This window comes from Deinococcus terrestris (assembly GCF_009377345.1).
Classification (GTDB): Bacteria; Deinococcota; Deinococci; order Deinococcales; family Deinococcaceae; genus Deinococcus; species Deinococcus terrestris.
In genome coordinates, this window is the sequence record NZ_WBSL01000005.1 from 107,604 (window position 1) to 130,849 (window position 23,246).

The window sequence follows — 23,246 nt, forward strand, 5'->3', positions numbered from 1 at the left end:
CGGCCGGAAAGCCACACGCGGAGAGGTGCCAGAGTGGTTGAATGGGTCGGTCTCGAAAACCGAAGTAGTCGCAAGGCTACCGTGGGTTCGAATCCCACCCTCTTCGCCAAAAGGACGCCAGCCCTGTTCGGGGGTTGGCGTTTTTTATGCTGGAGGATAGGCCCTTTGGCGGTCGCGGTCCAGTTGGACGCCCCCTTACCCTGAGTGACGATGACAGACGCTCCGGTCCGCCTCCACGCCGACGAGATTGAGACGAGCGCGGGGCTGGTGCGGCGCCTGCTCGCGGCCCAGTTCCCGGAGTGGGCCGACCTGCCCGTGCGCGTGTTCGCCTCGGCGGGCAGCGACCACGCGATCTACCGATTGGGCGACGACCTCGCCGTGCGGCTGCCCCGCCGTCCCAGCGCCGCCGGGCAGGTGGAGCAGGAACGGGCGTGGCTGCCCCGGCTCGCGCCGCACCTCCCGCTGGCGGTCCCCGTGCCGCTGGCCCTAGGGCAGCCGGGCGAGGGCTATCCCCTGACCTGGGGCGTGTACCGCTGGCTGCCGGGCGAACCGGCCCTGCGCGAGACTCTGGCCGACCCCGCGCAGGCGGCACGGGACCTGGCGGGCTTCATCCGGGCGCTGCAAGGGCTGGACACCGCAGGTGCACCCGTGGCGGACCCGGAGAGCGGAGAACGCGGCGCTCCCTTGCTGGGCCGCGATTCCTCCACCCGCGAGAACATCGCTCGCCTGCCCGACGACCTGGACCGGGCCGCCCTCACCGCCGCGTGGGAGGCGGCGTTGCGGGCACCCGTGTGGGAGGCCGCGCCCGTCTGGATTCACACTGACCTGAAGGACGACAACCTGCTGGCCGAGGGCGGGAGACTCAGCGCCGTGATCGACTTCGGGGGGCTGCGGGCAGGCGACCCCGCGTGCGAGCTGGCCGTGGCCTGGAACGGGATGGACGCCGGGACGCGGCGGGTCTTCCGCGAGGCCGTGGCCTGCGACGGGGCGACCTGGGACCGGGGGCGCGGCTGGGCGCTGTCCATCGCCGCTGCCGAGATTCCCTACTACCTGCACACCAATCCGGCGATGGTGGCGCGGTCGCGCTTTGCCCTGTCGCAGGTGCTCCTCGACTCCCTCACCCGGTAGGCCACCCGGCCGATGCCCGCGCCCCCGCCCGCATGGCATCCTGGCCCCACGATGATCAACCTCCTGAAGTAAAGGCACACGTTCTCCGAAGCTCCCCCGCCGTACCCTGGGGTGATGCCGGAACGTGCCTCCCTCCCGCCGCCCGGTGCCTGCCGCGCGGCCCGGAGTGCGTGTTTTCCACCCCTCTCACCCCCAAGAAGGATGTGACCTCACATAGATAAAGTGCTTGGCAACACCTCGGGCCTGCGCCCGGCCCAACTGAAGTCTCTTGGCAACCTCTACCGCCGCCGCATCGAGCCGGGGCGGGTCGGCTCCCCCGAACTCGCCCGCAACCTCGCGGAACTCTCGCACGACATCCGCCGTGAGATCAGCGTGCTGATCGACCGTCGGGGCCGGGTGCTCTCCGTCAGCGTGGCCGACGCGAAGGGCGCTGAACTGCCCGACCTGCGCCTGGGCGAGAACCGACTGGCGGGCTTCCACCTGCTGCACACCCACCCGCGCGGCGGAGCGCTGAGCAAGGGTGACCTCTCCACGCTGTTCCTCAAGCGGCTGGACGCCGTGAGCGCTATTGAGGTGCGGAACGAGGGGCAGCCCGGCCTAGTCCACACGGCGCACCTCACCCCGCCCGGCACGGTGGGCGAGGAAGAAGACTGGCGCATCCTTGACCCGGTGCCCAGCTTTCAGATCGACGAGTTTGACCTGGGGGCGCAGGTGTCGGCGTTGGAGGAGGAAATCGCCCGCGCCGCCCGCACCCGCGAGGCGAAAAAGGACCGCGAGCGGGCCATCCTCGTGCAGATTGACCAGGGCGAATTCGACGCCGAGGAACGGCTGGACGAACTCTCGGAGCTGGCCCGCACCGCCGGGGCCGAAGTCGTCCACAAGGAACTCGTCTACCGCCGTCACCTCAAGGCCGGGACGCTGGTGGGGGCGGGCAAACTGGAGGAGCTGACCAGCAAGGCCTACCACCTCGACGCCGACCTCCTGATCTTCGGGCAGGAACTCGGCCCGGCGCAGGCCCGCGAGATCGAGGCGGCGACCGGCCTGAAGGTGCTGGACCGTACGCAACTCATTCTGGACATCTTCGCCCTGCACGCGCAGGGAGTCGAGTCGCGGCTGCAAGTCGAGCTGGCGCAACTGCGGTACATGAAGCCCCGGCTGCTCGGCGCGGGCGCTCAGCTCTCGCGCATCGGCGGGTCAGCGGGCAGCGCGGCGGGCGGGGCCATCGGCACACGCGGTCCCGGTGAAACGAAGCTGGAGCTGGACCGCCGCCGCATCAACGACCGCCTCGCCTTCCTGGAGAAGCAGCTAGAGGGCGTGGCCGTCCGGCGTGAGGAGCGGCGCAAGGGGCGTGCCCGCAACGACGTGCCGGTCGTGTCCATCGTGGGGTACACCAACGCGGGCAAGTCCACCCTGCTCAACGCCTTTACCCACGCGGCCGAGGAGCCGCGCCGGGTGCTGGCCGAGAATAAGCTGTTCGCCACCCTGCGCCCGACGAGCCGCCAGGGCTTTATCGAGGGCATCGGCCCGGTGGTCTTCACCGACACAGTGGGCTTTATCCGCGACCTGCCCAAGGACCTCGCCCGCGCCTTCCGCGCCACGCTGGAGGAGATCGGGGACGCCGACGTGCTGCTGCATGTGGTAGACGTGGCAGCACCGGGGGCCGACACCCGCCTGGACGCCGTGAACCGCATTCTGGAGGACCTCGGCTTCCGCGAGATGCCCACCGTCGTGGCGCTCAACAAGGCCGAGGCCGCCGACCCGGACACGCTGGAGCGCGAGGTGGAGCGCACGGGCGGCATTCCGGTCAGTGCCCTGAAGTCCCTGGGCCTGACCGACCTCAAGGACGCCCTCGCGGACGCGGTGGCCGGGGTGCAGCGCCAGGAACTCGCCCTGCGGGAGGAAGCGCGGGAGCGGGCGGCCGAGTACCGGTAGGGGGAGTCGCCAGCTGCCAGCTTCCAGTCGCCAGTAAACCAGGGTCCCCGGCCTCACAGCTGGGGGCTTTTTTTCGGCGCTGGGAGGGCGCGAAGGCTACAGATTTCCGCGCCGATTTCGGGTCAAATAACCGGGTGACGCGCCCCCTGCTTGACATCCGGCACATCTATCTGGAACCGCGCGTGGAGGAGTACACGCGGGGGCAGGAGATTCTGGCGCGGTTTCCAGAGGCCGAGCGGACGCTGGTGGATTCGCACTGGAATATTCCGGGGCTGCACGGCAACGCGGGGCTGGTCAAGAACTGGGTGAAGATCAAGCGGCAGGTGCTGGTGCTGGGGGTCCGCAAGACCTTTGCTCTGCGCGAGAACGGGCGCAGCGCGGACTGGATCGCGCCGGGCCTCGCCAACGGGTGTGCGCTGAGCTGCGCGTATTGCTACGTGCCCCGGCGCAAAGGCTTCGCCAACCCGATCACGACCTTCGTGAATGTGGAGGACGCGGTGCGGGCCTTGCGCCGCCACGCCGAGCGGCTGGGGCCGAAGACCGAACCCAATCAGGTGGACCCCCACCTGTGGGTTTATGACATCGGTGAAAACAGCGACCTGAGCGTGGACGCGCTGCTGTCCGACAACGTGCGGGACATGGTGGTGCTGTACCGGACGCTGCCCAACGCCAAGGCCTCCTTCGCGACCAAGTACGTCAACCGCGAGTTGCTGGACTATGACCCACAGGGCAAGACGCGCATTCGCTTCTCGCTGATGCCGCGCTCCCTGGCCCGCGTGCTGGACGTGCGGACCTCGCCCATCCGGGAGCGGATCGCGGCCATCAACGACTTCGTGGAGGCGGGGTACGAGGTGCACCTCAACTTCTCGCCCGTCGTGATCTACGAGGGCTGGACGGCCGACTATACGGAGCTGCTGCGCGAGGTGCGGGACTCGCTGTCGGAACAGGCCCGCGCCCAACTCGCCGCCGAAGTTATTTTTCTGACCCACAACGCCGCCCTGCACGAGGTCAATCTGGGGTGGCACCCGAAGGCCGAATCCCTGCTGTGGACCCCGCAGTGGCAGGAGCAGAAGCGCTCGCAGTACGGCGGCGAGAACATCCGCTACCGGCATGGCTTCAAGGGGAAGGCGGTGGCCCGCTTCACGGAGCTGCTGGCGCGGGAGTTGCCGGAGTGCCGGGTGCGGTACGCGTTTTAGGGGACCCCTCACCCCTTGCTTTGCGAGGCCCTCTCCCCAGGGGAGAGGGGGAAGAAATGCTCCACCCAGAGCTCCCGTGGCAGACTCGCGGGCATGTCCAAATCGTGCCTCGCCTGGCTGTATCTGCTGACGGTCGCGCTGGTCTGGGCGCTGGGCGAGTGGGTCGGGGAGCGGACGTTGCCCACGCTGCTGCTGGCCTATGCGCCGCCGTTGCTGTGGCTGCTGCCCGCGCCGCTGGTGCTGGGGTGGACGCTGTGGCGACGGCAGGGCGTGGCGGTCGCGCTGGCCGGAACACTTCTCGCGGCCGGGGGCGCGGGCCTGCTGCACTGGCGGCCCCAGACGGACGGAACGCTGCGGGTCGTCACCTTTAACGTGGCGCAGGGACTGCACGGCTCCCCGGACGAGATCGCGGCGGCGCTGCGGGCGGCGGACGCGGACCTGCTGCTGCTTCAGGAGACGAACTTCGTGCGCCCCGGCTTCCGCGAGGCGCTGCTCGATCGGCTGCCGGGCTACGCGGTGCGGGCCGGGTACGAGGTGACCACCCTCTCGCGCCTGCCCGTGCTGTCGGCCACCAACCACGCCGCGCCGGGCAGTCGCCGCACCTTTCTGGAGACGCGGGTGCGCTGGCGGGGCCAGGAGGTGCGGGTGCTCAACGTGCATCTGGGGACCGTGCTCGTGTCGAGTGCGCTGCGGGGCGACTTTGACCGGGTTCGGCAGACACGGGACGTGCGGGCGGCGCAGGTGGCGCGGCTGTCTGCCCTCGCGGGGGAGGTGCCGGGGCCGCTGGTGCTGGGCGGCGACCTCAACACGCCGCCGCGTGGTCTGGCCTACCGGGAACTGCGGCAGGCGTTCGGCCCAGGCGCCCACGACCTCGCCGGGCGGGGGCCGGGGTGGACCTTTCCGGGGTTGTTCCTACGAATAGATCACCTGATGGCGCGGGGCCTGACGCCGACGCGAAGCTGGGTTTTGCCGGAATCAGGAAGCGACCACCGGGCGCTGCTGGCCGAGTACCGCTGAGCGCCCTTGTTCAAGCCTCTTTAAGGAAGCTCCAGGAATTCCCCAGGTGAGCTGACAAACGCATTAAGCCTCCCCCGTTCTTTGTGAGAATTTGCACCTCCCCTCGCCCGGCACAATGCCCGAAGGTCTTTTGCTCGGCACGCCGGGCGGGGCGCCGTCCTTCTCTTCTCCGTGGGAGTGCCGCTGGGGTGCTTCCAGAACGCCGATTCGTGGCCCCTGCGGGTCATACGGGAAGGAGCCGGTCCCGCTTCCGGGAGCAGGGGGAGGATGCATGCACAACCTGGAACTGTGGGCGGGGGTCGAACCGACCGTCAGCCGCGTGGGAAACGATTACCTCGACCAGAACGTCATGAGCGGCTTCGATCATCGCCTGGACGACATCGACCGCCTGGCCGACTTGGGCATCACGGCGATGCGTTTTCCGCTGCTGTGGGAACGCACGGCTCCCCACGGCCCCGAGCGGGCCGACTGGCACTGGGCCGACACCCGGCTCGCGCGGCTGGAAGGCCGGGGAGTCGAACCCATCGTGGGCCTGGTCCACCACGGCAGCGGGCCACGTCACACGCACCTGCTGGACCCCGGGTTCGTGGAGGGGGTGCGGGCCTACGCGCGGGCGGTGGCCGAGCGCTACCCGCACCTCACGGCGTACACGCCGGTCAATGAACCCCTCACGACGGCCCGGTTCTCGGCACTGTACGGGCACTGGTACCCCCACGCGCGGGACGAGCGGTCCTTCTGGACGGCCCTCTTTCACCAGCTTCAGGCGACGGTGCTGGCGATGCGCGAGATTCGAGCGGTGAATCCGGCCGCCCGCCTGATCCAGACCGAGGACCTGGGCCGCACCTACAGCACCCCCCGGATGCGCTACCAGGCCGACTTCGAGAACGAGCGGCGCTGGCTGAGCCTCGACCTGCTGCTGGGGCGGGTGGACGAGGCGCACCCGATGTGGAACTACCTGCGCTGGATCGGTGCCCCCGAGCGCGAGGTCCGGTGGTTCGCCGAGAACCCCTGCCCGCCCAACGTGCTGGGCCTGAACGTGTACGTGACGAGCGAACGCTTCCTCGACGAACGGCTGAGCCACTACCCCACCCACACCCACGGCGGCAACGGCCGCGACCGCTACGCTGATGTGGAGGCGGTGCGGGTGCGCGGCGAGGGGATCGGCGGCCCCGGCGACCGCCTGCGCGAAGCGCACGCCCGCTCCGGGCTGCCGCTGGCGATCACCGAAGTCCACCTGGGCTGCACCCGCGAGGAGCAACTGCGCTGGCTGGCGGGCGCGTGGCAGGCCGCGCAGGAGGTCCGCGCAGAAGGGGCCGACGTGCGGGCGATTACCGTCTGGGCGGCGATGGGCGCCTGGGAGTGGAACAGCCTGCTCACCCGCCGTGACGGGCACTACGAGAGCGGCTTGTGGGACATCCGTGCCCCCGAGCCGCGCTCCACCGCCCTGGTGACCCTGGCCCGCGAACTGGCGACTGGGCAGACGCCCTCGCACCCGGTCCTCGCCGGGCCGGGCTGGTGGGAGCGGCCCGAGCGCCTGACCTTCCCGCCCTTCGGCCCGGTGCGGGCGGCCGACCCCGCCGGAGCGCCCCTCCTGATCACCGGGGCGACGGGCACGTTGGGGCAGGCACTCGCCCGCGAGTGCGAGGGGCGCGGCCTTCCCTACCGGCTGCTGAGGCGGCAGGACCTCGATATCGCGGACGCGGCGTCCGTGGCGCGGGCGTTGGCCGAGCACCAGCCGTGGGCGGTCCTCAACGCCGCTGGATACGTCCGGGTGGACGACGCCGAGCAGGACCCCCGCAACGACCGCGAGAACGTGGACGGACCACGCCTGCTGGCCGAGGCCTGCGCCGGGGCAGGGGTGCGGCTGGTGACCTTTTCCTCCGACCTCGTCTTTGACGGGCGCAAGGGGGCACCTTACGTGGAATCTGACCTCCCCAACCCCCTGAACGCCTACGGCCGCAGCAAACGCGCCGCCGAGGACGCGGTGCTGGCGGCGCTGCCGGAAGCCTTGGTCGTCCGCACGAGCGCCTTCTTCGGCCCGTGGGACCCTTATAACTTCGCCGCGCATGTGGTCCGCGAGCTGGGGGCCGGGCGGGTGCTGCGGGCGGCCGACGATCAGGTGGTGTCGCCCACCTATGTGCCGGACCTGACGCGGGCGGTGCTCGACCTCCTGATCGACGGCGAGCGCGGCCTGTGGCACCTCGCCAACCCCGGCGCCGTGAGCTGGGCCGACTTCGCCCGCATGGTGGCGGACGTGACTGGGCTGGACGCAGGGTTGGTGCAGGGCGTCCCCACCGCCGAGCTGGGTCTGACCGCCGCCCGCCCCGCTTTCAGTGCGCTGGACAGCGAACGCGGCGAGGTCATGCCGAGCTTCGTGGATGCCCTGGAACGCTGGGCACAGCACGCCGAGCTGCCCGAACGGGCGGAACTTGCCGCCGACTGAGCCTGCCCCACCTGACGGCCGCATGAGGGCGGAACGTGCGAATGGTCAGGGTGCGCCGGGACGCCCTCTGCTACACTCTTCTTCGCCGGTCTATCCGGTGACGCGCTGGGGGTGACCCGGTTTCGACAGGGGAACTGAAGGTGATGTTGCGTGTCGAGGTGCCGTTGGCCTCGTAAACAAACGGCAAAGCCATTAACTGGCAACCAGAACTACGCTCTCGCTGCTTAAGTGAGACAGTGACCGCCTAGCCCGGCCTTTGGCGCGGCGCGAACTGCAACAAAAGAAGGCTAGCCCAGGCGACGTTCCATAGCTGACGGCGAAGATAAGTGGAACTACGGTCAAGGGAAACCCGCCTGCTGGTGGCCCGCGACCCGACAATCAAACAGCGGGATACACACGTAGACGCACACTGAACGGACCTTTGGACGGCGGTTCGACTCCGCCCACCTCCACCAGACAGCCCCGCCCCCCACGGGCGGGGTTTTTTCTATACTGCCGGACGCAGGTCCCCCTGCCGGGATGGCGGAATCGGTAGACGCATCCGACTTAAAATCGCCAGAATAGCTAGCAACCCCGGTTTTCTGCGTCTCACACATTATTTTCACAGCCTGCCCAGTGCCGCACCCCCAGTGTAAGCACATCCGACTGCGGTTTTCCACAGGTCCGGGTCTGCCTCACAGGTCACAGGGTGCCGATTAATACTGAAATTCGTTAGTTCTAATTGCTTCACTCAGATGAACTATTTACAGGCTGAACCTACTGCCCCGGCTGCCCTGTGAACTACGGCGGTGAACTACTGGAATTATTTGGGCAGGGCAGTTTGCCCCAGTAGTTATTCACAGGGGTCTGTGGGGGCTGCTGTGAGGCTACAGGGGGTATTTGCTGGGCCTGTTGCCTGCCGTTCACAGGTCCGCAGATATGCGGCACAGGCTGGGATGTGGGCTGGGTATGCTGGAAACATGAAAAAACTCACAGCGTACATAGGGATAAGGTGCCTAGTCCTAACTGCCGCTTTTTCTGGAGCGACAGCCCAGGCTTTAGAAGTGCCCAGGGGTTTAGATTCGGAACAGCAAAGATTGCTAGGCTTGCTGTGGATTGTTTATGCAGGAATACTGTCCTTCTTTAAGTATATGTACGGAGAATTCGACAAAAAGAGCGGTGAATATGTTCCAGGGTGTCTTGAATATCCTTTAGGAGTGGGTTTATTAGTGGGGGGCGGGGTAGGAGCCTTGCTAATTTCACATGTATTTAGCTCATTTGTATTGCAAATATTTGCCCCTATAGCATACCTAGTGGGCACTTATCTAATAGTTAATCGGTTCGTTCCTTATCGTTATAGGCAGAAGTAGATCTTGCCCAATTACTTCTTCTGAGGGCTGCAGGTGTCTTACAGCGGCAGCAATGGGCATGTCTGCCCCGGCCCCTGCTAGCTGTTTGAACCCCCTGCCCCCTACCTGTGCCCCCGCCCCGGCTGCTGGGGTAGTTCATAGGGGTGTGAGTTCCAGTGTGAACCTGTGTGAACAGACCCCCACCCCCAGAACCGTCCAATCCTCCATATAAATGAGGGCGCTTCTAAAACACCTATGTAAATACTAGTAGACTTCTGTGTATAGAATTCACCCCCATGCTGTCTAGTCCATAAGCTAGCAGCATGGGGTATTCTGTTATTTTCACAGGTACATTACCCGTAGACAAGGGGTTTAGATGCAGACATATTATGTTCACAAGCTAATTTGGAATTATACAAACTCACATCTGTATAGTTGCCTAGTTCTATTTCTACTACTGTAGTAATACCGTAGCACAACGGTTATTCAAATGTGTACCTACCGTAGAACACTTCATTCTCAATATACTTCATGGTTGCTACGAACTTAGGTAGGTCGTTCTCAATATAGTATTGCCTTGCTTGTAGATATGTACCTTTCATGGGCTTAATCTGCTTATAGTTAGGCACCAATTTACGTACTATATTCTGTATTGTATTTGCTGCCCCTGTGGGGTCTGGAATAGGTCTATTGTACCTAACCTTTGCAGAATGCATGAGACTGTCTATCGTAGCAACATCTCTGGAAATATATTTGTTGAACATATAGACTCCAAATAGCCAATGCTTAAACTTTAGTTTCCAACTAATAGTAGACTTGAATAAGTTATTAGCTTAACTTGTACCTGTGAATGTATGGTTCACAGGCTATAGACAATATTCGACGACCTCAGACATACGGTATAAAAGTCTGAGCATTAATCTATGCGGCAGTTTTGAATCTGTACACAATTCAAATCTGCGTTGTGAGCTGCCCGGCAGTTGATAAGTCTGCGGAACAGAAGTGCAGCAGTCTCCAAACCTGCCGCTGTGAAACACAGGCGCACATTCCCCAATGTGTCCCCCGCCTAAGCCCCACATAACTATTCTACTACAAACATAATAAAGTTAACGTTGTGTTATAATACTTACATGGAGGTGCCCAATGGACACTCAATTTATTCAGATCGGAGAAGCATGTAAGGTGCTAGGCATTAGCAAGCCGACCCTGTATCGGCTTATTTCACAGGGCATTCTGCCTGCTGTGAGAACTGGAGACAAGTTCAGACTGAACAGGGCAGATGTTGAAAAGCTCAGTGAGACAGGCTGGAGGTGGGCCGATGCTGAAGCTCAATAACCCAAAGTTCGGAGCAAACAGCTTCATCGGCAAAAGGGTGAATGAGCTTGCCTACTGGGCGACAATGCAGCCACCCAAAACCCGGAATCCAAAGGAGGACATTCCACAACAGAAAGGCAGTTTCAATGAGTGTATGTTCAAGCTTATTGCTGAACAGTACTACCCTGCTGAGCTTATTGAATTCGATGAAGAAAGGGCATGGGAGCAATTTCTGAAAGGCAGGAATGGAACGCCCGACGATTACGACCTTACGGTGAACGGTCACACAGTGGATGTGAAGTGCGATTCCAGAATGTCTAGCACAGGCAATGTGTGTTTTGAAATTGAAACGAAGACGGGTAGGCCCAGCCTGCTTTTGAAGGAGTCTATAGACTACAGTGCCCACATGTCTTACTTCATTCGCAACATCTCAGGTTGCCCACCTAAGCTTGCCGAACGTCACAACAAAGGTTTGAAGGTTGTTATTACCGACCTAAACGCACTGCGGCAATATTTGAAGCCGGACGAACAGGGCTATTCAATCGGTGAGTATCGGTCTGAATTCACTAGGTTTGGGACGGCCTGCATTTACCTTCCGATTGCCTACCTAACGAATAGTTTGAAAGTTGCCGACTTATATATCTACTAAACGATTGCCGCCCCTGTGACATATTCACAGCAGGCGGCTTTCTTCTATGTACCCCCCACCCCTCTGGCGACACATATCTCATTATACAGGATTTTATGCATTTTGTCAAGCCCCCTAATGGATATGGGCGGCTGTGAATACTTTCTGCCCCCTGCTAATGCCCCTGCCTGCGCCCTGTGAGAATGCCCTTTGCTGGCTTCCATTGCCCCCTAGAACAGCCGACAAATAAATATCTGGGTGTCTGTAGGGGTACTGCCGTATTTAATAAATACCTACAGGTTCAGGCCCCGCAGTGGGCCATAATTTTCCATGCTGCCCCTCAGACTGCCGGGGCTGTTGTGAACGTACAACATGGATGTGTGCAGGGTGCTGTGTCTCAGAATCCGTTTCAGGCTGAAAGGGTCGCCCCCTGCCTCAATAAATGCAGTCGCAAAGGTATGACGCAGTATGTGAGGGCCAATGGGCCGACCTATATTTGCCCGCTTGCCTATGCGGGCTATAAGCCGACTCACAGTGTCCGCAGTAATGCCCCGCCGATTGAACACAAACACATAGCCCACCTGGGGCAGTGCTTTGCGGCTGTGGGTTACGTATCGGCGCAATGCCTGTAAGGTCTGCCGATCTACCGGAAGCTGTCCATAGCCTGTTTTGCCGTTCACTTTCAGAATGCCCTGTGTCCAATCTATGTCTGAAAGCTGCAATGCGGCGACTTCTCCGGCCCGCATTCCACAGCCCAGCAACAGGTACAGAATCGCCGTATTACGCTCAGAATACCGGGCGTCCGCTTTTGCAATGGCGAACAGCTTTTGTATCTCCGGCTGTGTGAGTACCTGTTTGGGCACATACCGGAGCTTGGGTCGCTTACGGCCCTGCATGGGGTTTGTCTGGAGTAGCCCAACCCCTGTGAGCCATGCTGTGAACCCCCTCAGTGCCCGGTCTGCGGCTGCTAGGGTGGCAGGCTTCACACCCCGTTCTGCGACTGCCTGCAATGCCCGGTTACACAGAAAGGGGGTGAGGTCTGTCACAGGCTGCCCCAGATAGGGCCGCAACAGGTTATCCAGTGTGGACCCGTAGTACCGGATTGTTTTCGGTCTGCTGCCCCTAGCCTTATGTTCTGTGAGAAATTCGCCCAGTGCTTCTGCTATCTGCATGTGCCGCCCCCTGTGAGGTAACTACGGCTGACTAGGCAGACAGTCAGAAATGCTGTGAGATGCTTGCGCCCGGTGTGAATGCTGCCCCCCACGGGCGGGGTTTTTTCTATACTGCCGGACGCAGGTCCCCCTGCCGGGATGGCGGAATCGGTAGACGCATCCGACTTAAAATCGGCCGCTGCATAAGCGTACGGGTTCAAGTCCCGTTCTCGGCACCAAGAGAAAACCCCGCACCCGGCGGGGCTTTTTCATACGGAACCGACTCACTCCACGTCGAAGGCGAGCACGGTCGGCTCGGAGGTGATCTTGAAGCGCAGGCGCAGGCCGTCGATCACCCGGCGCTGCTCGTCCGTATTGCCCTTGATGCCGTGGGGCACCTCGTCGGTGACGTGGGGAAACTGCACGCCCTCCACCTCCACGCCGGGGGTGCCGTCAGGCAGGGTCACGAAGCGGGCGGGCACGCTGCCGCCGGGCAGCACCATCGTGAAGTCGCGGTCTTCTTGCTGGGTCATGCCCCGACCGTAGCGGGCCGGGCGGCGGCGGGGGGTGAGGCGGGCCTTTACCCGGCGGCGAGGTCCGCCCGCGCGTCGCGCAGCAGTTCGGAGAGGCGGCTGAGGCAGCGGCTGTACTTCTTGGCGTAGGCGCCGTGGCGGTAGGTCTCGGAAAAGAGCGTGCCCAGCGGCGCCCCGCTGAAGGCCGCCCGCAGGCCGAGGTCGTAGAGCTTGTCCACGAAATGCACGAAGCGCAGGGCGACGTTCTGGTCGGGCATGGGGGCGAGCTCCGTGACCCCCAGCGCCTCCACTCCGGCGAGCAGCCGGGCGAAGCGGCTGGGATGCACGTCGATCAGCAGCCGCCCCAGGTCGCGGTGGCTGACCACGGCCAGGGTCGCCTCCGGCTGCCGCGCCCGCCACGCGGCGAACTCGGCAGGGTCCAGGGGCTGGGCTGGGGCCGTGCCGCGCTGGCGGTAGTCGGGGCCGTCGATGCGGTGGGTCTCGAAGCGCTCGGCGATCCCCTGAATCTGGCGCTGGAAGTCCGAGGCGTTGAATCTTCCCTGCCCCAGCGCTCCGGGCTCGGTGTTGGAGGTGGCGACCACGCTCGTCCCGGCGGGCATCAGTTGGCCCAGGAAGGTGTTCGCCATATGGGTGTTGCCGGGGTCGTCGAGTTCGAACTCGTCGATCAGCAGCAGGTCGTGGCCCCGGAAGGCCTCCACCGCGCGGGTCATGCCCAGGGCGCCTATCACGTACATCAGGTCCTGAAAGCTCATCAGCGCCCGGGTGCCCCCCGCCGCGTGATAGGTGCTCGCCAGCAGGTGCGTCTTGCCCACGCCGAAGCCGCCGTCGAGATACAGGCCCCGGCCCTCCGGCCTCGCCCGCCGGAACAGCCGGAAGCCGCCGGGCCGCGCCTGCGCCCCCTGCAAGAAGAGTTGCAGCGAGCGCCGGGCTTCCGCCTGGCTGGAAAACTCGGGGTTGGGCTGGTAGTTCTCGAAGCGCACCCCCCGGAAGCGGGCGCTGGGCGCGAGGTCTGCGGTCAGGTCCTCGGGGCTGAGGCGGGGGCGGCGGGCGAGCAGGTCAATCACGGGGCCTCACGCCTCATCGGTGGACTTCCAGCTCGACCTTGAAGTTGCCCCGGCGCGTCTCGTTCACGACCCGCTTGAAGTCGATGCGGCCCAGGCCCTCGGCGCTGAGGCTGTCGCCCTCGCGGATGTCGCTGCTGGCGCGGGCGGGCGAGCCGTTGAGCCGCACCTTGCCGCCGTCGATGCCCTGCTGGAAATAGGCGCGGCTCACGCCGAAGCCCTTGGCCCCCACCACGTCCACCCGCATGGAGGGCACGACGACCTCGCGGGTCTTGGACCCCCGGCCCGCCGTCTCCCCGACCTCCTCGACCTCGACCTCGCGCCCGCCCAGGTTGGTCAGGGCCTCCAGCGCCGACGCGGCTTTGCCTGTCGCGGCGACCAGAAAGGCCCCGCCGCGTTCCTCGCGCACGTCGCCGAGGGTGTCCTCGGGCAGTTCCAGCCGCCGCAAATGCACCGTGAAATCCTGAAGGTCCCAGGCGGGGCCGGGTCCGGGGGTCACGCGCAGCACGCTCACGCCGCTGTCCACCTCCGGGATATGGGCGGGGTGCAGGGTCAGGACCACCCGGCGGGCATCGGGAAAGCCGCCCGCGATGACGAAGCGCACGTCGTCGTCTTGCAGGAGTCGGCGGTCGAGATCGTCGCCCTCCACAAAGGGGGTCCGCACCACGCGCCCGCCCCGCGCCTGGGCCACGAGAGCACTGAGCTTGGGCTTCATGGGGGGGAGGATAGCGCTCCCGGCCCCCGCGAGACGGTTTCCGTCCAATCGGCGACCAAGTCGGGAAAGCGCCGAATCAGTCACTGCTTGCTCCGGCAAGCGTCTTGTTGCTGCTCGGATTGAACCGTTCCCGAACTGCTCAACTGGAATCCATATGAGTAGACTGCCCCCATGCAAGTCCTCGAACCGCTCGGCCTGCCCGGTGCCCCGCTGGAAACCCACCGCGAGTTGATGAGCCTGCTCGGGGCCGCTGCGGGTCGGGAGGGCGCGGGTGGCCCCGCCACCCTGTACCTGATCGCCGACTGGCAGGGGGTCCGGGACGCCTCACGCTACGCCGCGCTGATCACGCGCGGGGACGAGGCCGTGGTCACCGCGCCCGCCTTCGGTCCGGGCTACGGTCCGGCGGGGGCCGAGATGCTCGCTGAGCTGGTCGAATGGGCGCAGGCGCAGGGCTGGCCCGTGCGCGAGGCCGTGCTGAATCCGTCCGACTTCGTGCGGGTGCTCGCTGAACCCGATGCGGAGGAAGTCGCCCGCCTGATCGCCGCGAGCAACCCCAGCGACCCGCGCATCTACACGGCGCGGCCCAGGCCCCAGCCCGAGGCGTGGCAGGACGCCGGGGCACCCGTCACGGCCACGCCGGACTGAGGGGAGCGGCCCCGGCGCCGTTAGACTGCCCCCATGTTGCTGTACGGACGGAATCCGGTGCTCGAAGCCCTGCGCGACGGGCGGGTCAGTGAGGTGCTGCTCGCGCGGGGGGTCGAAGAGGCGTTCGTGCGCGAGGTCAAGGAGACGGGCGTGCGGGTGCGCTTCGCCGCGCGCATCGAACTCGACCAGCTCGCGGGCACCACCCAGCATCAGGGCATCCTCGCGGAGGTGGAGGACCTCGCCTGGGCCAGCGTGGAGGACATTCTGGACCGGGCGCAGCACCGGGGCGAGGACCTGCTGATCGTGCTGCTCGACGGCATCACCGACCCGCGCAACTTCGGGGCGATCATCCGCTCGGCGGAGGTGCTGGGCGCCCACGGGGTCGCGGTGGAGGAACGCCGCAGCGCTCCCCTGTCGCCCGTGGTCGCCAAGACGGCGGCGGGCGCCACGAGCTACCTGCCCGTCGCACAGACGAAGAACCTGCCCCGGCTGATCGACCGCCTCAAGGAAGGGGGCGTGTGGGTCTACGGGGCGGCGGGCGAGGCCGCGCAGGACGTGGGTCGCCTCGACCTGCGCGGCCCGGTCGCCCTGGTGATCGGCGCGGAGGGCGAGGGACTGCGCCGCCTCGTGCGTGAGAAGTGCGACGCCCTGGTCCGCATCCCCACGCGCGGCCAGGTGCAGAGCCTCAACGCCTCGGTCGCGGCGGGCATCCTGCTGTACGAGGCGATGCGGGCGCGGGGCGAGGGGTGAGGACCGAAACCATCGCGGGCGAGCGCCTCACGCTGGAGGTGCTGCCGGACCTGGGCGCGAGCGTGCTGGGGCTGCGCTCGGCCTCCGGGCGCCCGGTGCTGCGGCCCGTGGACCGGGAAAAGGTGGAGACCAGCAGCCAGAGCGCCTGCTTCGTAATGATTCCCTACGCCAACCGCATCGCCGGGGCGCGGTTCCCCTTCGGCGGCGAGGAGGTGCAGCTCCGCCCCACGACCAAAGACGGCCTCGCCCAGCACGGCGACGTGCGCCACCGGCCCTGGCAGGTCGAGCGGGTAACGGAGGCGCACCTGCGGGCCACCTTCGACAGCCGCAGCTTCGCGGATATGAACTGGCCGTGGGCCTTCACCGCGCTGGTCGAGTCGCGCCTGCACGGGCCGCACCTCGACACCACCCTCAGCCTGACGAATGCCGACACCCGCGAGATGCCCGCCGGGATGGGGCTGCATCCGTACTTCGTCCGCCGGACGGACGGGGTGGACCCCACCCTCACCTTCGGCGCGGCGCTGACCTACGACACGGACGGGCAGATGCTGCCCCTCGGCCCCGCCCGGCCCGTGCGCCCAGAGGAGGATTTCCGGGTGCCCGTCGCCATCGGGGAGCGCACCTTCGACCGCGTTTACACGGCCTGGGACGGGGTGCTGCGGCTGGACTGGGGCACGCGGGCGCTGGTGCTGACCGCCGACCCGGTGTATTCGCACCTGACCGTCTTCACCGCACCCGATGGCAGCCTCGCCCTGGAACCTGTCTCGCACGCGACAAACGCCCTGAACCTCGCCGCGCAGGGGGTGGGCGGCACGGACCTCAAGACGTTGGTGCCGGGGCAAACGCTGGCGGGCACGGTGCGGCTGACACTGGAAGGCGAGTGGTAGCGGCCCGCGAAAAGCAAAACAAGGTGGCAAACGCGAGAAACGTCTGCCACCTTCCGTAGAGGTCGGTTCTAAGCTGCGGTTGCCAGCAGTGCTCCCGCCCGGTCCCGCAGCTCGAAGCCGGGGCGCTCGCGGGCGGCGAGCCAGCGCAGGGCACCCAGCAGGTCATCGGTTTCGTGCACGACTTCCGGCCCACTGGGGCCGGGCCACAGCACCCGGTAGGTGTGGGGGTGAGTGGGCGGCGTCCAGCGCTCGCCGCCGTCTTCCTTGACAAAGGCGCGTGACATAGCCCCAGTGTGGGGCGGCCAGGTGAGGCTCCGGACGAGCGAACGGTGACGCCGGGTTCATGCTCGGCGCCTGCCTGTGCTCACTCGTCGCGGCTCAGGTCCGTCAGCGCCCGCGCCCCGACCAGGGTGATGGTCGCCTCGCGTTCCTCGCCGTCGCGCAGGTAACCCAGTCGGATGGTGTCGCCGATGGTCGCGTCGCCCCGCACGGTGCGGATGAAGTCGTTGGCGTCGCGCACGCGGCGGCCATTGACGCTGAGAATCACGTCCCCGAGGTCCAGCAGGTTGCCGTCCGCGTCGAAGCGGGCGCCGCGCAGTCCGGCCTCCTCCGCCGGGCTGTTCCGCGCCACCCGCTGAATCACGGCTCCCGGCGGGTCGGTCAGGCCGCTGTGGGTGATGTCCAGCACCAGCCCCACCACCGGCACGTCCCGCTGCTCCCCGGCCAGCAGCGCCCCGGCCAGCGGGCTGTCTTGGGTGACGGGTACCGCGTAGGACGCCTGCGTCTGGTTGCTCTCGTCGAGGCGGATAAAGCTCACGACCCCGATCACCTGGCCGGTGCCGTCGAGGATAGGGCCGCCGCTGTCGCCGGGCGCGAGGGGCGCGGACATCTCCAGCGTGCCCTGCGGGAAATCGGCGCGGCCCGCTTCCGCCCCCAGCCGCAGCAGCACGCCCCGGCGCGGTTGCAGGAAGTCGCCGCCGCTGTTGCCGATGGCGAGCACCTCCTGCCCCACCCGTGGCTCGGCCTCCGCCAGCGGCAGGAAGGGAAAGCCGCCAGTGCCGCCGCCCCCCTCGACCTGCATCAGCGCCACGTCCGCCGCCGCGTCGTAGGCAGTCACGCGGGCGCGGTAGGTACGGCCCTCCAGCGTGCGGACCCGGAACAGTTGCCCGGTCGAGACGACGTGGTAGGCCGTCATGACTTGCCCACCTTCCGAGATGAAAAAGCCGGTGCCCAGGCCCGCCTCGCGGGTGCGGGTGTTCAGGCTCTCGACCTGCACGACCGCCGGACGGGTGGCCTGGAACAGGTCGCTGGTGTTGCTGGGCAACTCGCCCGCAAGGGTCTGCGAGACGGCGGGGGGCGTCTGCGGCCCGGCCTCCTGGCGGGGCGACCATCCCGGCAGCAGGTAGGCCGCCAGCGCGAGCAGCAGCAGCACGGGAAGCCAGGGCAGGGGGCGCACGGAACCATGGTAGAGCGCCCCCACATGAGACAGAGTGCCGAAGGGTACGGAGGGCCATTCACATTCTTGCTTGACAAGTATCTTGCTTCATAAGAGAGTGGGGCTGGAGGTTGACCTTGAATCCCCTCAAATCCGGCACGCTGGACCTGGCCCTGCTGGCGGCGCTGCAAGAGCAGCCACGCTATGGGCTGGACATTCTGAAGCAGGTGAACGCCCGCAGCGGTGGCCTGTTCGACCTGCGCGAGGGCAGCCTCTACCCGGCGCTGCACCGGCTGGTCAAGGCCGGGTGGGTCGAGAGCGAGTGGCAACCCAGCGACCGGGGCGGGGCGCCGCGCAAGGTCTACCGCCTGACCGACTCGGGGCGGGCGGCGCTGGACGCCAAGCGCGAGGAGTGGCGCACCCTGCGCGGAGCCCTGGACGCCCTGCTGCTGGGAAGGCTGCGGGCATGATCCGCCGCCTGTTTCGTCCCGGCCGCGTCCTGAGTGTGGACGCCTACATTCACCGCGCCACACTGGGCCTGCCGCGTGAGGAACGGCTGGACGCCGCCGCCGAACTCCGCACGCACCTGCTGGAGCGCGTGGCCGAGTTCGAGACCCAGGGCTTTAGCCGCGAGGAGGCCGAGTATCTGGCGGTGAAGGGGATGGGGGACCCGCAGCCCGTCAACCGGGGGCTGCTGGGGCACGCCTTCACCCACCGGGCCGGGTGGGGTGTCCTCGCGCTGCTGCTGCTGGGCGGCGGGGGCTGGTGGACCTACCGCGAGTGGCTGCCGCCACGCGAAGGCGTGCGGTACGAGTCGGCCACGTCTGAGGACATTACCCGGCTGTTCGCGGACCGTGACGCGCCGCGCGGGACCTATCAGGCAGCCACCCTCACGTATCCGAAGGGCACCCGAAGCGTGGTGTACGTCAATGTGGCGACCAGCGAGCTCAAGAACGGCAACGACCGCGTGTTCATCAACGTGACAGATGTGGCCTCGCTGACCGCGCAGAACATCCGGGGCCGGGTGCCCGGCAGCTACCGCCATCAGGAACGCTGGTTACTGACCACCGAGCGGCTGAACTGCGCGGGGCAGGCACGTGCCCGACTTTACGTTGCTCCCGTCACCCTTCCCTCGCCCTTCTGGAACAGTGGAGCCGTCCTGATCAACGGCGCGGCCCAGATTGTGGGGGCCTGCAACAACCCCAGCGTTCTGCTGCGTTCCTCGGGCGCTGCGCCGTCCTCCAGCGTTCCCCCCGTCGGGGAGGGCAGTGTCCGCACCGGGCCAGACGCCCTGCCACTGGGGAAGTGGACCGTGCTGAGCCGCCTGGTGGTCGATCCTGGGGCCGATCCGAACCTCGCCGGGCCGCCCGAAGACGGCTACAGCCCGTCGGCACGGGGGTCTTTCGTTGCTGTCCTGCCCCTTGACCATGTGCCCCCACAGAGAGACGGCGGCTATACCTTCGGCGCGGGCCGCATTCGGCTGAACGGCGCTTCCCAGGACCTGCCTGTCCTGCCGCCCACCGTGCCCCGCTGACGCTACCCTCTCCCCCATGCCCCCCGCCCGCCCGCGCTTCTGGCTGCTCAAATCCGAACCTGACGTGTTCAGCTACGCGGACCTCATGCGGGTGGGGCGCGAGGGGTGGAACGGCGTGCGGAATTACCAGGCCCGCAACTTCCTGCGCGAGATGCGGGTGGGCGACCTCTGCCTCTTCTACCACTCCAACGCCCGGCCGACCGGGGTGGCGGGCGTGGCGCGGGTGGTGCGGGCGGCCTACCCAGACGACCTGCAATTCGACCCGGCGAGCGAGTTCTACGACCCCAAAAGCACTGCCGACAATCCCCGCTGGAGCATGGTGGACGTGGCCCCAGTCCTCGCCCCGCCCGCCGTCCTGACCCTGGACACGCTGCGAACCCTTCCCGAGTGGCAGGACTCGCCCCTGACCAGCAAGGGCAGCCGCCTGAGCGTGCTTCCCGTGACACCCGAGCAGTTTCATGCAGCGCTGCGGGCGATGGGGGTGGAGGGCCGTGACGGTCTCGTCGGAAGTGGGCGTTAAGCTGACCCCCGATGACCACTCCCGCCGCTCTCTCCCCCACCCTCTACCCACTGGGCGACGGCATCGGCTCCGTGGCGCTCGTGCAGCACGTCGGGGATGACAAGATGATCGTCAATGCCGCCCGCGTCTCCTTCGGCGGCGACTCGGACGCGCCGCTGAATGACCGGGACGAGAAATTGATTCGCTACCTGCTGCGGCATCATCACGGCAGCCCGTTTGAGCACAACCTGATCACCTTCAAGATCGTCTGCCCGATTTTTGTGGATCGGCAGGCCGTTAGACACCGGGTGGGCGTCTCAAAAAATGAGGTGTCGGCCAGATACGTAGAGGTGCAGGAGCGCAACTTCACACCGCCTTCCTTCCGCAAGCAGGCGCCCAGCAACCGGCAGGCCAGCGTGGAGGACGACGGCACGCTCAATCAGGCGGCGGCGGCGGCGGTGTGGGCGGAGGCGTGGCGGCAGGCGTTCAGGGCGTATCACGACCTGCTGCGTCTGGGCGTCACGCGGGAGCAGGCGAGGGGGGTGCTGCCGCTCTCGCTGTACACCGAGTCGTATTACACCTTCAACGTGCGCTCGCTGCTGCATTTCCTCTCGCTGCGCGACCACGAGGGGGCGCAGTACGAGACCCGCCTGTACGCGCGGGCGATGGCCGAGCTGGCCGAGCCGCTCTTTCCCGTGACCTTCCGCGAGTGGCGGGCGCTGCACAGCGAGCCTTGAGCCGCCCTAGACTCTCCCCGTGCCCGTCACCTGGATGAACCGCCGCCCTACCCCCGCTTCCCGCCTCGCCACCTTCGCCCTGCGGTTGACCGGCTGGACGCCCGTGCTGGCGCCCCCGCCGGGGCCAAAGTTCGTGGGTGCGGTGGCGCCGCACACCTCCAACGCGGATTTCTGGCCGGGCATCGGCTGGCGCTGGGCCACGGGCGTTCCGGTGCACTGGGTCGCCAAGCACAGCCTCTTCCGGCCGCCGCTGGGCTGGCTGATGCGGGCCTGGGGCGGCCTGCCGGTGGACCGCCGCCGCGCCGGGGGCAACTTCGTGGACGGGGTGGTGGACATCATTCGCCGCGAGAGCGAGATCATGGTCGCCGTGGCCGCCGAGGGCACCCGCACCCGCACCGAGGGCTGGAAGACGGGCTTTTACTACATGGCGCTGGAGGCGGGCGTGCCCATCGGCGTGACGGTGCTGGACTGGGGCCGCAAGCAGGTCGGCGTGGTGGGCTACGTGACCCCCACCGGGGACATCGACGCCGACTTCCGGCAGATTGCCGCCTTGCTTGACGGGGTGCAGGCCCACACGCCCGCCAACATGGGGCCAGTCGTGCCGCTGCGCCGGGGTGAAGGGGCTACCCCAACGACTGTGACGCAACCGTAACGCGGGGCCACTAGAATCTCTCCTGTACCACAATTCCTAGAAGACAGACAGGAGGGAGAGAGGATGCCGCAGTCCGCATCCGGCGCCGCCCCATGACGGTGGCCGACGCCGTTTCGCCTACCCCCGGTCCCCCCCTGAGCACCGCCCTCGAAGCGCGGCGGCTGGTCAAGGATTTCCGGGGATTTCGGGCCACCAACGAGGTCGACCTCCAGATCCGGGAGGGCGAGATCCACGCGATCATCGGTCCGAACGGGGCGGGCAAGACCACGCTGTTCAACCTGCTCTCGGGCTTTCTGCGGCCCACGAGCGGGGAGGTCCTTCTCTTTGGGGAGCGCATCGACACGCTGGCGCCCCACGCGATCGTGCGGCGGGGGCTGTCGCGCTCGTTTCAGATCAGCTCGGTCTTTCCCACGATGACCGTGCGGGAGAACGTGCTGGTCGCCCTGGGGTCGCCCACGCCGCTGCCGGGACAGTTCTGGACTCCGCTCTCACGGCTGGAGGCCCTCGGTCCCCGCGCCGACGAGATTCTGGACCGGGTGGGGCTGGGCGCGGCGCACGCCCGGCTCGCGGCCGACCTCAGCCACGGCGAGAAACGGCAACTGGAAATCGGTATCTCGCTGACTCAGGAACCGCGCGTGTTGCTGCTCGACGAACCGACCTCCGGCATGGGGTCGGAGGGAATCGCCCGCGTGATCGCCCTCGTGCGCGAGGTCGCGCGGGGCCGCACGGTGGTCCTCGTCGAGCACAACATGAGCGTGGTCGCCGAACTCGCCGACCGCATCACCGTGCTGCAATACGGCCAGGTGATCGCCAGCGGGCGCTACGACGACGTGCGGCGCGACCCCCGCGTGATCGAGGCCTACCTGGGCGAGGAGGCGCACGCGTGACCGCCCCCGCGCCCATCCCCGCCCCGGTGCCCACCCTGGGGGGACCGCTGCTCGACGTCCGCGACCTGAACGCCTACTACGGTCAGAGCCATGTCTTGCACGGGGTCAACCTGCACGTGAACCCCGGCGAGGTGGTCAGCCTGATCGGGCGCAACGGGGCGGGCAAGACCACCACCCTCAAGTCCATCATGGGGGTGCTCAGAAGCCGCACCGGGCAGATTCGCTTCGAGGGGCAGGACCTGACCCGGCTGCCCAGCAACCGCATCGCCGCGCGGGGCCTGTCCTGGGTGCCCGAGGAACGGGCCATCCTGTCGAGCCTGACCGTGCGTGAGAACCTCGAACTGCCCCCCGCCCGGCCCGGCGGCTGGAGCCTGGAGCGGGCGTATCAGACCTTTCCGGTGCTGCGCGAGCGCGGCCACCACCCCGGTTCCAAGCTCTCGGGCGGCGAACAGCAGATGCTCGCCATCGTGCGGGTGCTGCGCAGCGGCCCGAAGCTGCTGCTGCTCGACGAACCCAGCGAGGGCCTCGCGCCCGTCATCGTGCAGGCCATCGGCGACATGCTTCAGGAACTGCGCCGCGACGGCCTGAGCGTGATTCTGGTCGAACAGAACCTCAAGTTCGCCACCCGTCTGGCCGACCGCCACTACGTGCTCGTCGACGGCGAGGTCGTGGACGAGGTCGCCCGGCACGAGGTCGAAGACCGCCGGGCCGACCTGCTGCGGTACCTCAGCGTCTGAGTTTTCCGTTTCCGCACCCTCTCTCCCCTCACCGGAG

24 protein-coding genes, 2 tRNA genes and 1 other RNA gene are annotated in these 23,246 nt (G+C 66.5%); 21 read left to right on the forward strand and 6 right to left on the reverse strand.

All coding sequences use genetic code 11. The annotated features are described in order from the left end of the window. Positions 1-19 precede the first annotated feature (19 nt). The 10 genes from F8S09_RS11830 (at position 20) to F8S09_RS11875 (ending at position 11,007) form a co-directional block, all read left to right on the forward strand. Positions 20-109 (forward strand) — tRNA-Ser (locus F8S09_RS11830). A 101-nt stretch (positions 110-210) separates the two neighbouring features. After that, the gene (locus F8S09_RS11835) at positions 211-1,128 is read left to right on the forward strand and encodes an aminoglycoside phosphotransferase family protein (RefSeq protein WP_152871702.1); all 918 of its coding nucleotides are present in this window, start codon (positions 211-213) and stop codon (positions 1,126-1,128) included. A 222-nt stretch (positions 1,129-1,350) separates the two neighbouring features. Beyond that, positions 1,351-3,060 (forward strand): GTPase HflX, encoded by a 1,710-nt coding sequence (gene hflX / locus F8S09_RS11840; RefSeq protein ID WP_322618775.1) that lies wholly within the window; start codon positions 1,351-1,353, stop codon positions 3,058-3,060. 134 nt (positions 3,061-3,194) lie between these two features. Continuing rightward, on the forward strand, positions 3,195-4,256 hold the full coding sequence (locus tag F8S09_RS11845; protein ID WP_322618776.1) for a spore photoproduct lyase family protein: 1,062 nt from the start codon (positions 3,195-3,197) through the stop codon (positions 4,254-4,256). A gap of 93 nt (positions 4,257-4,349) precedes the next feature. Next, on the forward strand, positions 4,350-5,273 hold the full coding sequence (locus tag F8S09_RS11850; protein ID WP_152871703.1) for an endonuclease/exonuclease/phosphatase family protein: 924 nt from the start codon (positions 4,350-4,352) through the stop codon (positions 5,271-5,273). Positions 5,274-5,544: 271 nt separating this feature from the next. Then, a complete protein-coding gene (rfbD, locus tag F8S09_RS11855) occupies positions 5,545-7,716 on the forward strand; it encodes a dTDP-4-dehydrorhamnose reductase (protein WP_152871704.1) in 2,172 nt (723 codons plus the stop codon). Between the two features lie 107 nt (positions 7,717-7,823). Further along, positions 7,824-8,171: a transfer-messenger RNA gene (gene ssrA, locus F8S09_RS11860) on the forward strand. A gap of 504 nt (positions 8,172-8,675) precedes the next feature. After that, a complete protein-coding gene (locus F8S09_RS11865; protein WP_152871705.1) occupies positions 8,676-9,065 on the forward strand; it encodes a hypothetical protein in 390 nt (129 codons plus the stop codon). Between the two features lie 1,122 nt (positions 9,066-10,187). Further along, positions 10,188-10,379, forward strand: coding sequence for a helix-turn-helix domain-containing protein (locus F8S09_RS18330; protein WP_152871706.1), 192 nt, complete (start codon positions 10,188-10,190; stop codon positions 10,377-10,379). Next, on the forward strand, positions 10,363-11,007 hold the full coding sequence (locus F8S09_RS11875; RefSeq protein WP_152871707.1) for a hypothetical protein: 645 nt from the start codon (positions 10,363-10,365) through the stop codon (positions 11,005-11,007). The genes F8S09_RS18330 and F8S09_RS11875 overlap by 17 nt, the downstream gene beginning before the upstream one ends. 272 nt (positions 11,008-11,279) lie before the next feature. Here F8S09_RS11875 and F8S09_RS17675 read toward each other — a convergent pair whose 3' ends face one another. Beyond that, a complete protein-coding gene (locus F8S09_RS17675; RefSeq protein ID WP_194165324.1) occupies positions 11,280-11,849 on the reverse strand; it encodes a tyrosine-type recombinase/integrase in 570 nt (189 codons plus the stop codon). A gap of 441 nt (positions 11,850-12,290) precedes the next feature. Here F8S09_RS17675 and F8S09_RS11885 point away from each other — a divergent pair. Further along, a tRNA-Leu gene (locus F8S09_RS11885) sits at positions 12,291-12,376 on the forward strand. Positions 12,377-12,421: 45 nt separating this feature from the next. Here the strand turns inward: F8S09_RS11885 and F8S09_RS11890 are convergent. The 3 genes from F8S09_RS11890 to F8S09_RS11900 are packed head-to-tail and all read right to left on the reverse strand — an operon-like array spanning position 12,422 to position 14,446. Then, on the reverse strand, positions 12,422-12,670 hold the full coding sequence (locus F8S09_RS11890) for a hypothetical protein (protein ID WP_152871709.1): 249 nt from the start codon (positions 12,668-12,670) through the stop codon (positions 12,422-12,424). A gap of 47 nt (positions 12,671-12,717) precedes the next feature. Further along, complete coding sequence (zapE, locus tag F8S09_RS11895) at positions 12,718-13,734, reverse strand: cell division protein ZapE (protein WP_322618777.1); 1,017 nt, start codon at positions 13,732-13,734, stop codon at positions 12,718-12,720. 13 nt (positions 13,735-13,747) lie between these two features. Further along, positions 13,748-14,446, reverse strand: a complete 699-nt coding sequence (locus tag F8S09_RS11900; RefSeq protein ID WP_152871710.1) for a S4 domain-containing protein — start codon at positions 14,444-14,446, stop codon at positions 13,748-13,750. A 171-nt stretch (positions 14,447-14,617) separates the two neighbouring features. On the opposite strand from F8S09_RS11900, the gene F8S09_RS11905 reads away from it, so the two are divergent. From F8S09_RS11905 to F8S09_RS11915, 3 genes are read left to right on the forward strand one after another with little or no spacing between them, the layout of a single operon-like run. Then, complete coding sequence (locus F8S09_RS11905) at positions 14,618-15,091, forward strand: DUF3197 domain-containing protein (RefSeq protein ID WP_152871711.1); 474 nt, start codon at positions 14,618-14,620, stop codon at positions 15,089-15,091. 33 nt (positions 15,092-15,124) lie between these two features. Next, positions 15,125-15,841: a 23S rRNA (guanosine(2251)-2'-O)-methyltransferase RlmB gene (gene rlmB, locus F8S09_RS11910; protein WP_152871712.1), complete on the forward strand. Its 717-nt coding sequence runs from the start codon at positions 15,125-15,127 to the stop codon at positions 15,839-15,841. Continuing rightward, positions 15,838-16,728 carry an aldose 1-epimerase gene (locus F8S09_RS11915; protein ID WP_322618778.1) on the forward strand — a complete coding sequence of 297 codons (891 nt, stop codon included), beginning with the start codon at positions 15,838-15,840 and terminating at the stop codon, positions 16,726-16,728. The genes rlmB and F8S09_RS11915 overlap by 4 nt, the downstream gene beginning before the upstream one ends. Before the next feature lie 68 nt (positions 16,729-16,796). Here the strand turns inward: F8S09_RS11915 and F8S09_RS11920 are convergent, their stop codons facing one another. Beyond that, positions 16,797-17,012, reverse strand: coding sequence for a hypothetical protein (locus tag F8S09_RS11920; protein ID WP_152871713.1), 216 nt, complete (start codon positions 17,010-17,012; stop codon positions 16,797-16,799). An 80-nt stretch (positions 17,013-17,092) separates the two neighbouring features. Further along, positions 17,093-18,184, reverse strand: coding sequence for a S1C family serine protease (locus F8S09_RS11925; RefSeq protein ID WP_322618779.1), 1,092 nt, complete (start codon positions 18,182-18,184; stop codon positions 17,093-17,095). A gap of 116 nt (positions 18,185-18,300) precedes the next feature. On the opposite strand from F8S09_RS11925, the gene F8S09_RS11930 reads away from it, so the two are divergent. The 7 genes from F8S09_RS11930 to F8S09_RS11960 all read left to right on the forward strand — a co-directional run bounded on the left by F8S09_RS11930 (position 18,301) and on the right by F8S09_RS11960 (position 23,209). After that, positions 18,301-18,633, forward strand: coding sequence for a PadR family transcriptional regulator (locus tag F8S09_RS11930; protein ID WP_152871715.1), 333 nt, complete (start codon positions 18,301-18,303; stop codon positions 18,631-18,633). Continuing rightward, complete coding sequence (locus tag F8S09_RS17680) at positions 18,630-19,697, forward strand: permease prefix domain 1-containing protein (RefSeq protein ID WP_194165325.1); 1,068 nt, start codon at positions 18,630-18,632, stop codon at positions 19,695-19,697. Before F8S09_RS11930 ends, F8S09_RS17680 begins: the two co-directional genes overlap by 4 nt. Positions 19,698-19,713: 16 nt before the next feature. Beyond that, the gene (locus F8S09_RS11940; RefSeq protein WP_152871716.1) at positions 19,714-20,217 is read left to right on the forward strand and encodes an EVE domain-containing protein; all 504 of its coding nucleotides are present in this window, start codon (positions 19,714-19,716) and stop codon (positions 20,215-20,217) included. Positions 20,218-20,228: 11 nt separating this feature from the next. Beyond that, on the forward strand, positions 20,229-20,933 hold the full coding sequence (gene thyX, locus F8S09_RS11945; RefSeq protein ID WP_152871717.1) for an FAD-dependent thymidylate synthase: 705 nt from the start codon (positions 20,229-20,231) through the stop codon (positions 20,931-20,933). A 19-nt stretch (positions 20,934-20,952) separates the two neighbouring features. Then, positions 20,953-21,585, forward strand: a complete 633-nt coding sequence (locus tag F8S09_RS11950; protein WP_322618780.1) for a lysophospholipid acyltransferase family protein — start codon at positions 20,953-20,955, stop codon at positions 21,583-21,585. A gap of 92 nt (positions 21,586-21,677) precedes the next feature. Beyond that, positions 21,678-22,472, forward strand: coding sequence for an ABC transporter ATP-binding protein (locus F8S09_RS11955; protein ID WP_152871718.1), 795 nt, complete (start codon positions 21,678-21,680; stop codon positions 22,470-22,472). Continuing rightward, positions 22,469-23,209 (forward strand): ABC transporter ATP-binding protein, encoded by a 741-nt coding sequence (locus F8S09_RS11960; protein ID WP_322618781.1) that lies wholly within the window; start codon positions 22,469-22,471, stop codon positions 23,207-23,209. The genes F8S09_RS11955 and F8S09_RS11960 overlap by 4 nt, the downstream gene beginning before the upstream one ends. Positions 23,210-23,246: the final 37 nt, after the last annotated feature.

What these genes read in the sequence shown, in the direction of transcription:
- rlmB (WP_152871712.1), top strand. Translation starts at nt 15,125, where the DNA reads ATGTTGCTGTACGGACGGAATCCGGTGCTCGAAGCCCTGCGCGACGGG.
- F8S09_RS11865 (WP_152871705.1), top strand. Translation starts at nt 8,676, where the DNA reads ATGAAAAAACTCACAGCGTACATAGGGATAAGGTGCCTAGTCCTAACT.
- F8S09_RS11900 (WP_152871710.1), bottom strand. Translation starts at nt 14,446, where the DNA reads ATGAAGCCCAAGCTCAGTGCTCTCGTGGCCCAGGCGCGGGGCGGGCGC.
- thyX (WP_152871717.1), top strand. Translation starts at nt 20,229, where the DNA reads ATGACCACTCCCGCCGCTCTCTCCCCCACCCTCTACCCACTGGGCGAC.
- F8S09_RS11875 (WP_152871707.1), top strand. Translation starts at nt 10,363, where the DNA reads ATGCTGAAGCTCAATAACCCAAAGTTCGGAGCAAACAGCTTCATCGGC.
- F8S09_RS11920 (WP_152871713.1), bottom strand. Translation starts at nt 17,012, where the DNA reads ATGTCACGCGCCTTTGTCAAGGAAGACGGCGGCGAGCGCTGGACGCCG.
- F8S09_RS11955 (WP_152871718.1), top strand. Translation starts at nt 21,678, where the DNA reads ATGACGGTGGCCGACGCCGTTTCGCCTACCCCCGGTCCCCCCCTGAGC.
- F8S09_RS11940 (WP_152871716.1), top strand. Translation starts at nt 19,714, where the DNA reads ATGCCCCCCGCCCGCCCGCGCTTCTGGCTGCTCAAATCCGAACCTGAC.
- rfbD (WP_152871704.1), top strand. Translation starts at nt 5,545, where the DNA reads ATGCACAACCTGGAACTGTGGGCGGGGGTCGAACCGACCGTCAGCCGC.
- F8S09_RS18330 (WP_152871706.1), top strand. Translation starts at nt 10,188, where the DNA reads ATGGACACTCAATTTATTCAGATCGGAGAAGCATGTAAGGTGCTAGGC.
- F8S09_RS11835 (WP_152871702.1), top strand. Translation starts at nt 211, where the DNA reads ATGACAGACGCTCCGGTCCGCCTCCACGCCGACGAGATTGAGACGAGC.
- F8S09_RS11905 (WP_152871711.1), top strand. Translation starts at nt 14,618, where the DNA reads ATGCAAGTCCTCGAACCGCTCGGCCTGCCCGGTGCCCCGCTGGAAACC.
- F8S09_RS17680 (WP_194165325.1), top strand. Translation starts at nt 18,630, where the DNA reads ATGATCCGCCGCCTGTTTCGTCCCGGCCGCGTCCTGAGTGTGGACGCC.
- F8S09_RS11850 (WP_152871703.1), top strand. Translation starts at nt 4,350, where the DNA reads ATGTCCAAATCGTGCCTCGCCTGGCTGTATCTGCTGACGGTCGCGCTG.
- F8S09_RS11890 (WP_152871709.1), bottom strand. Translation starts at nt 12,670, where the DNA reads ATGACCCAGCAAGAAGACCGCGACTTCACGATGGTGCTGCCCGGCGGC.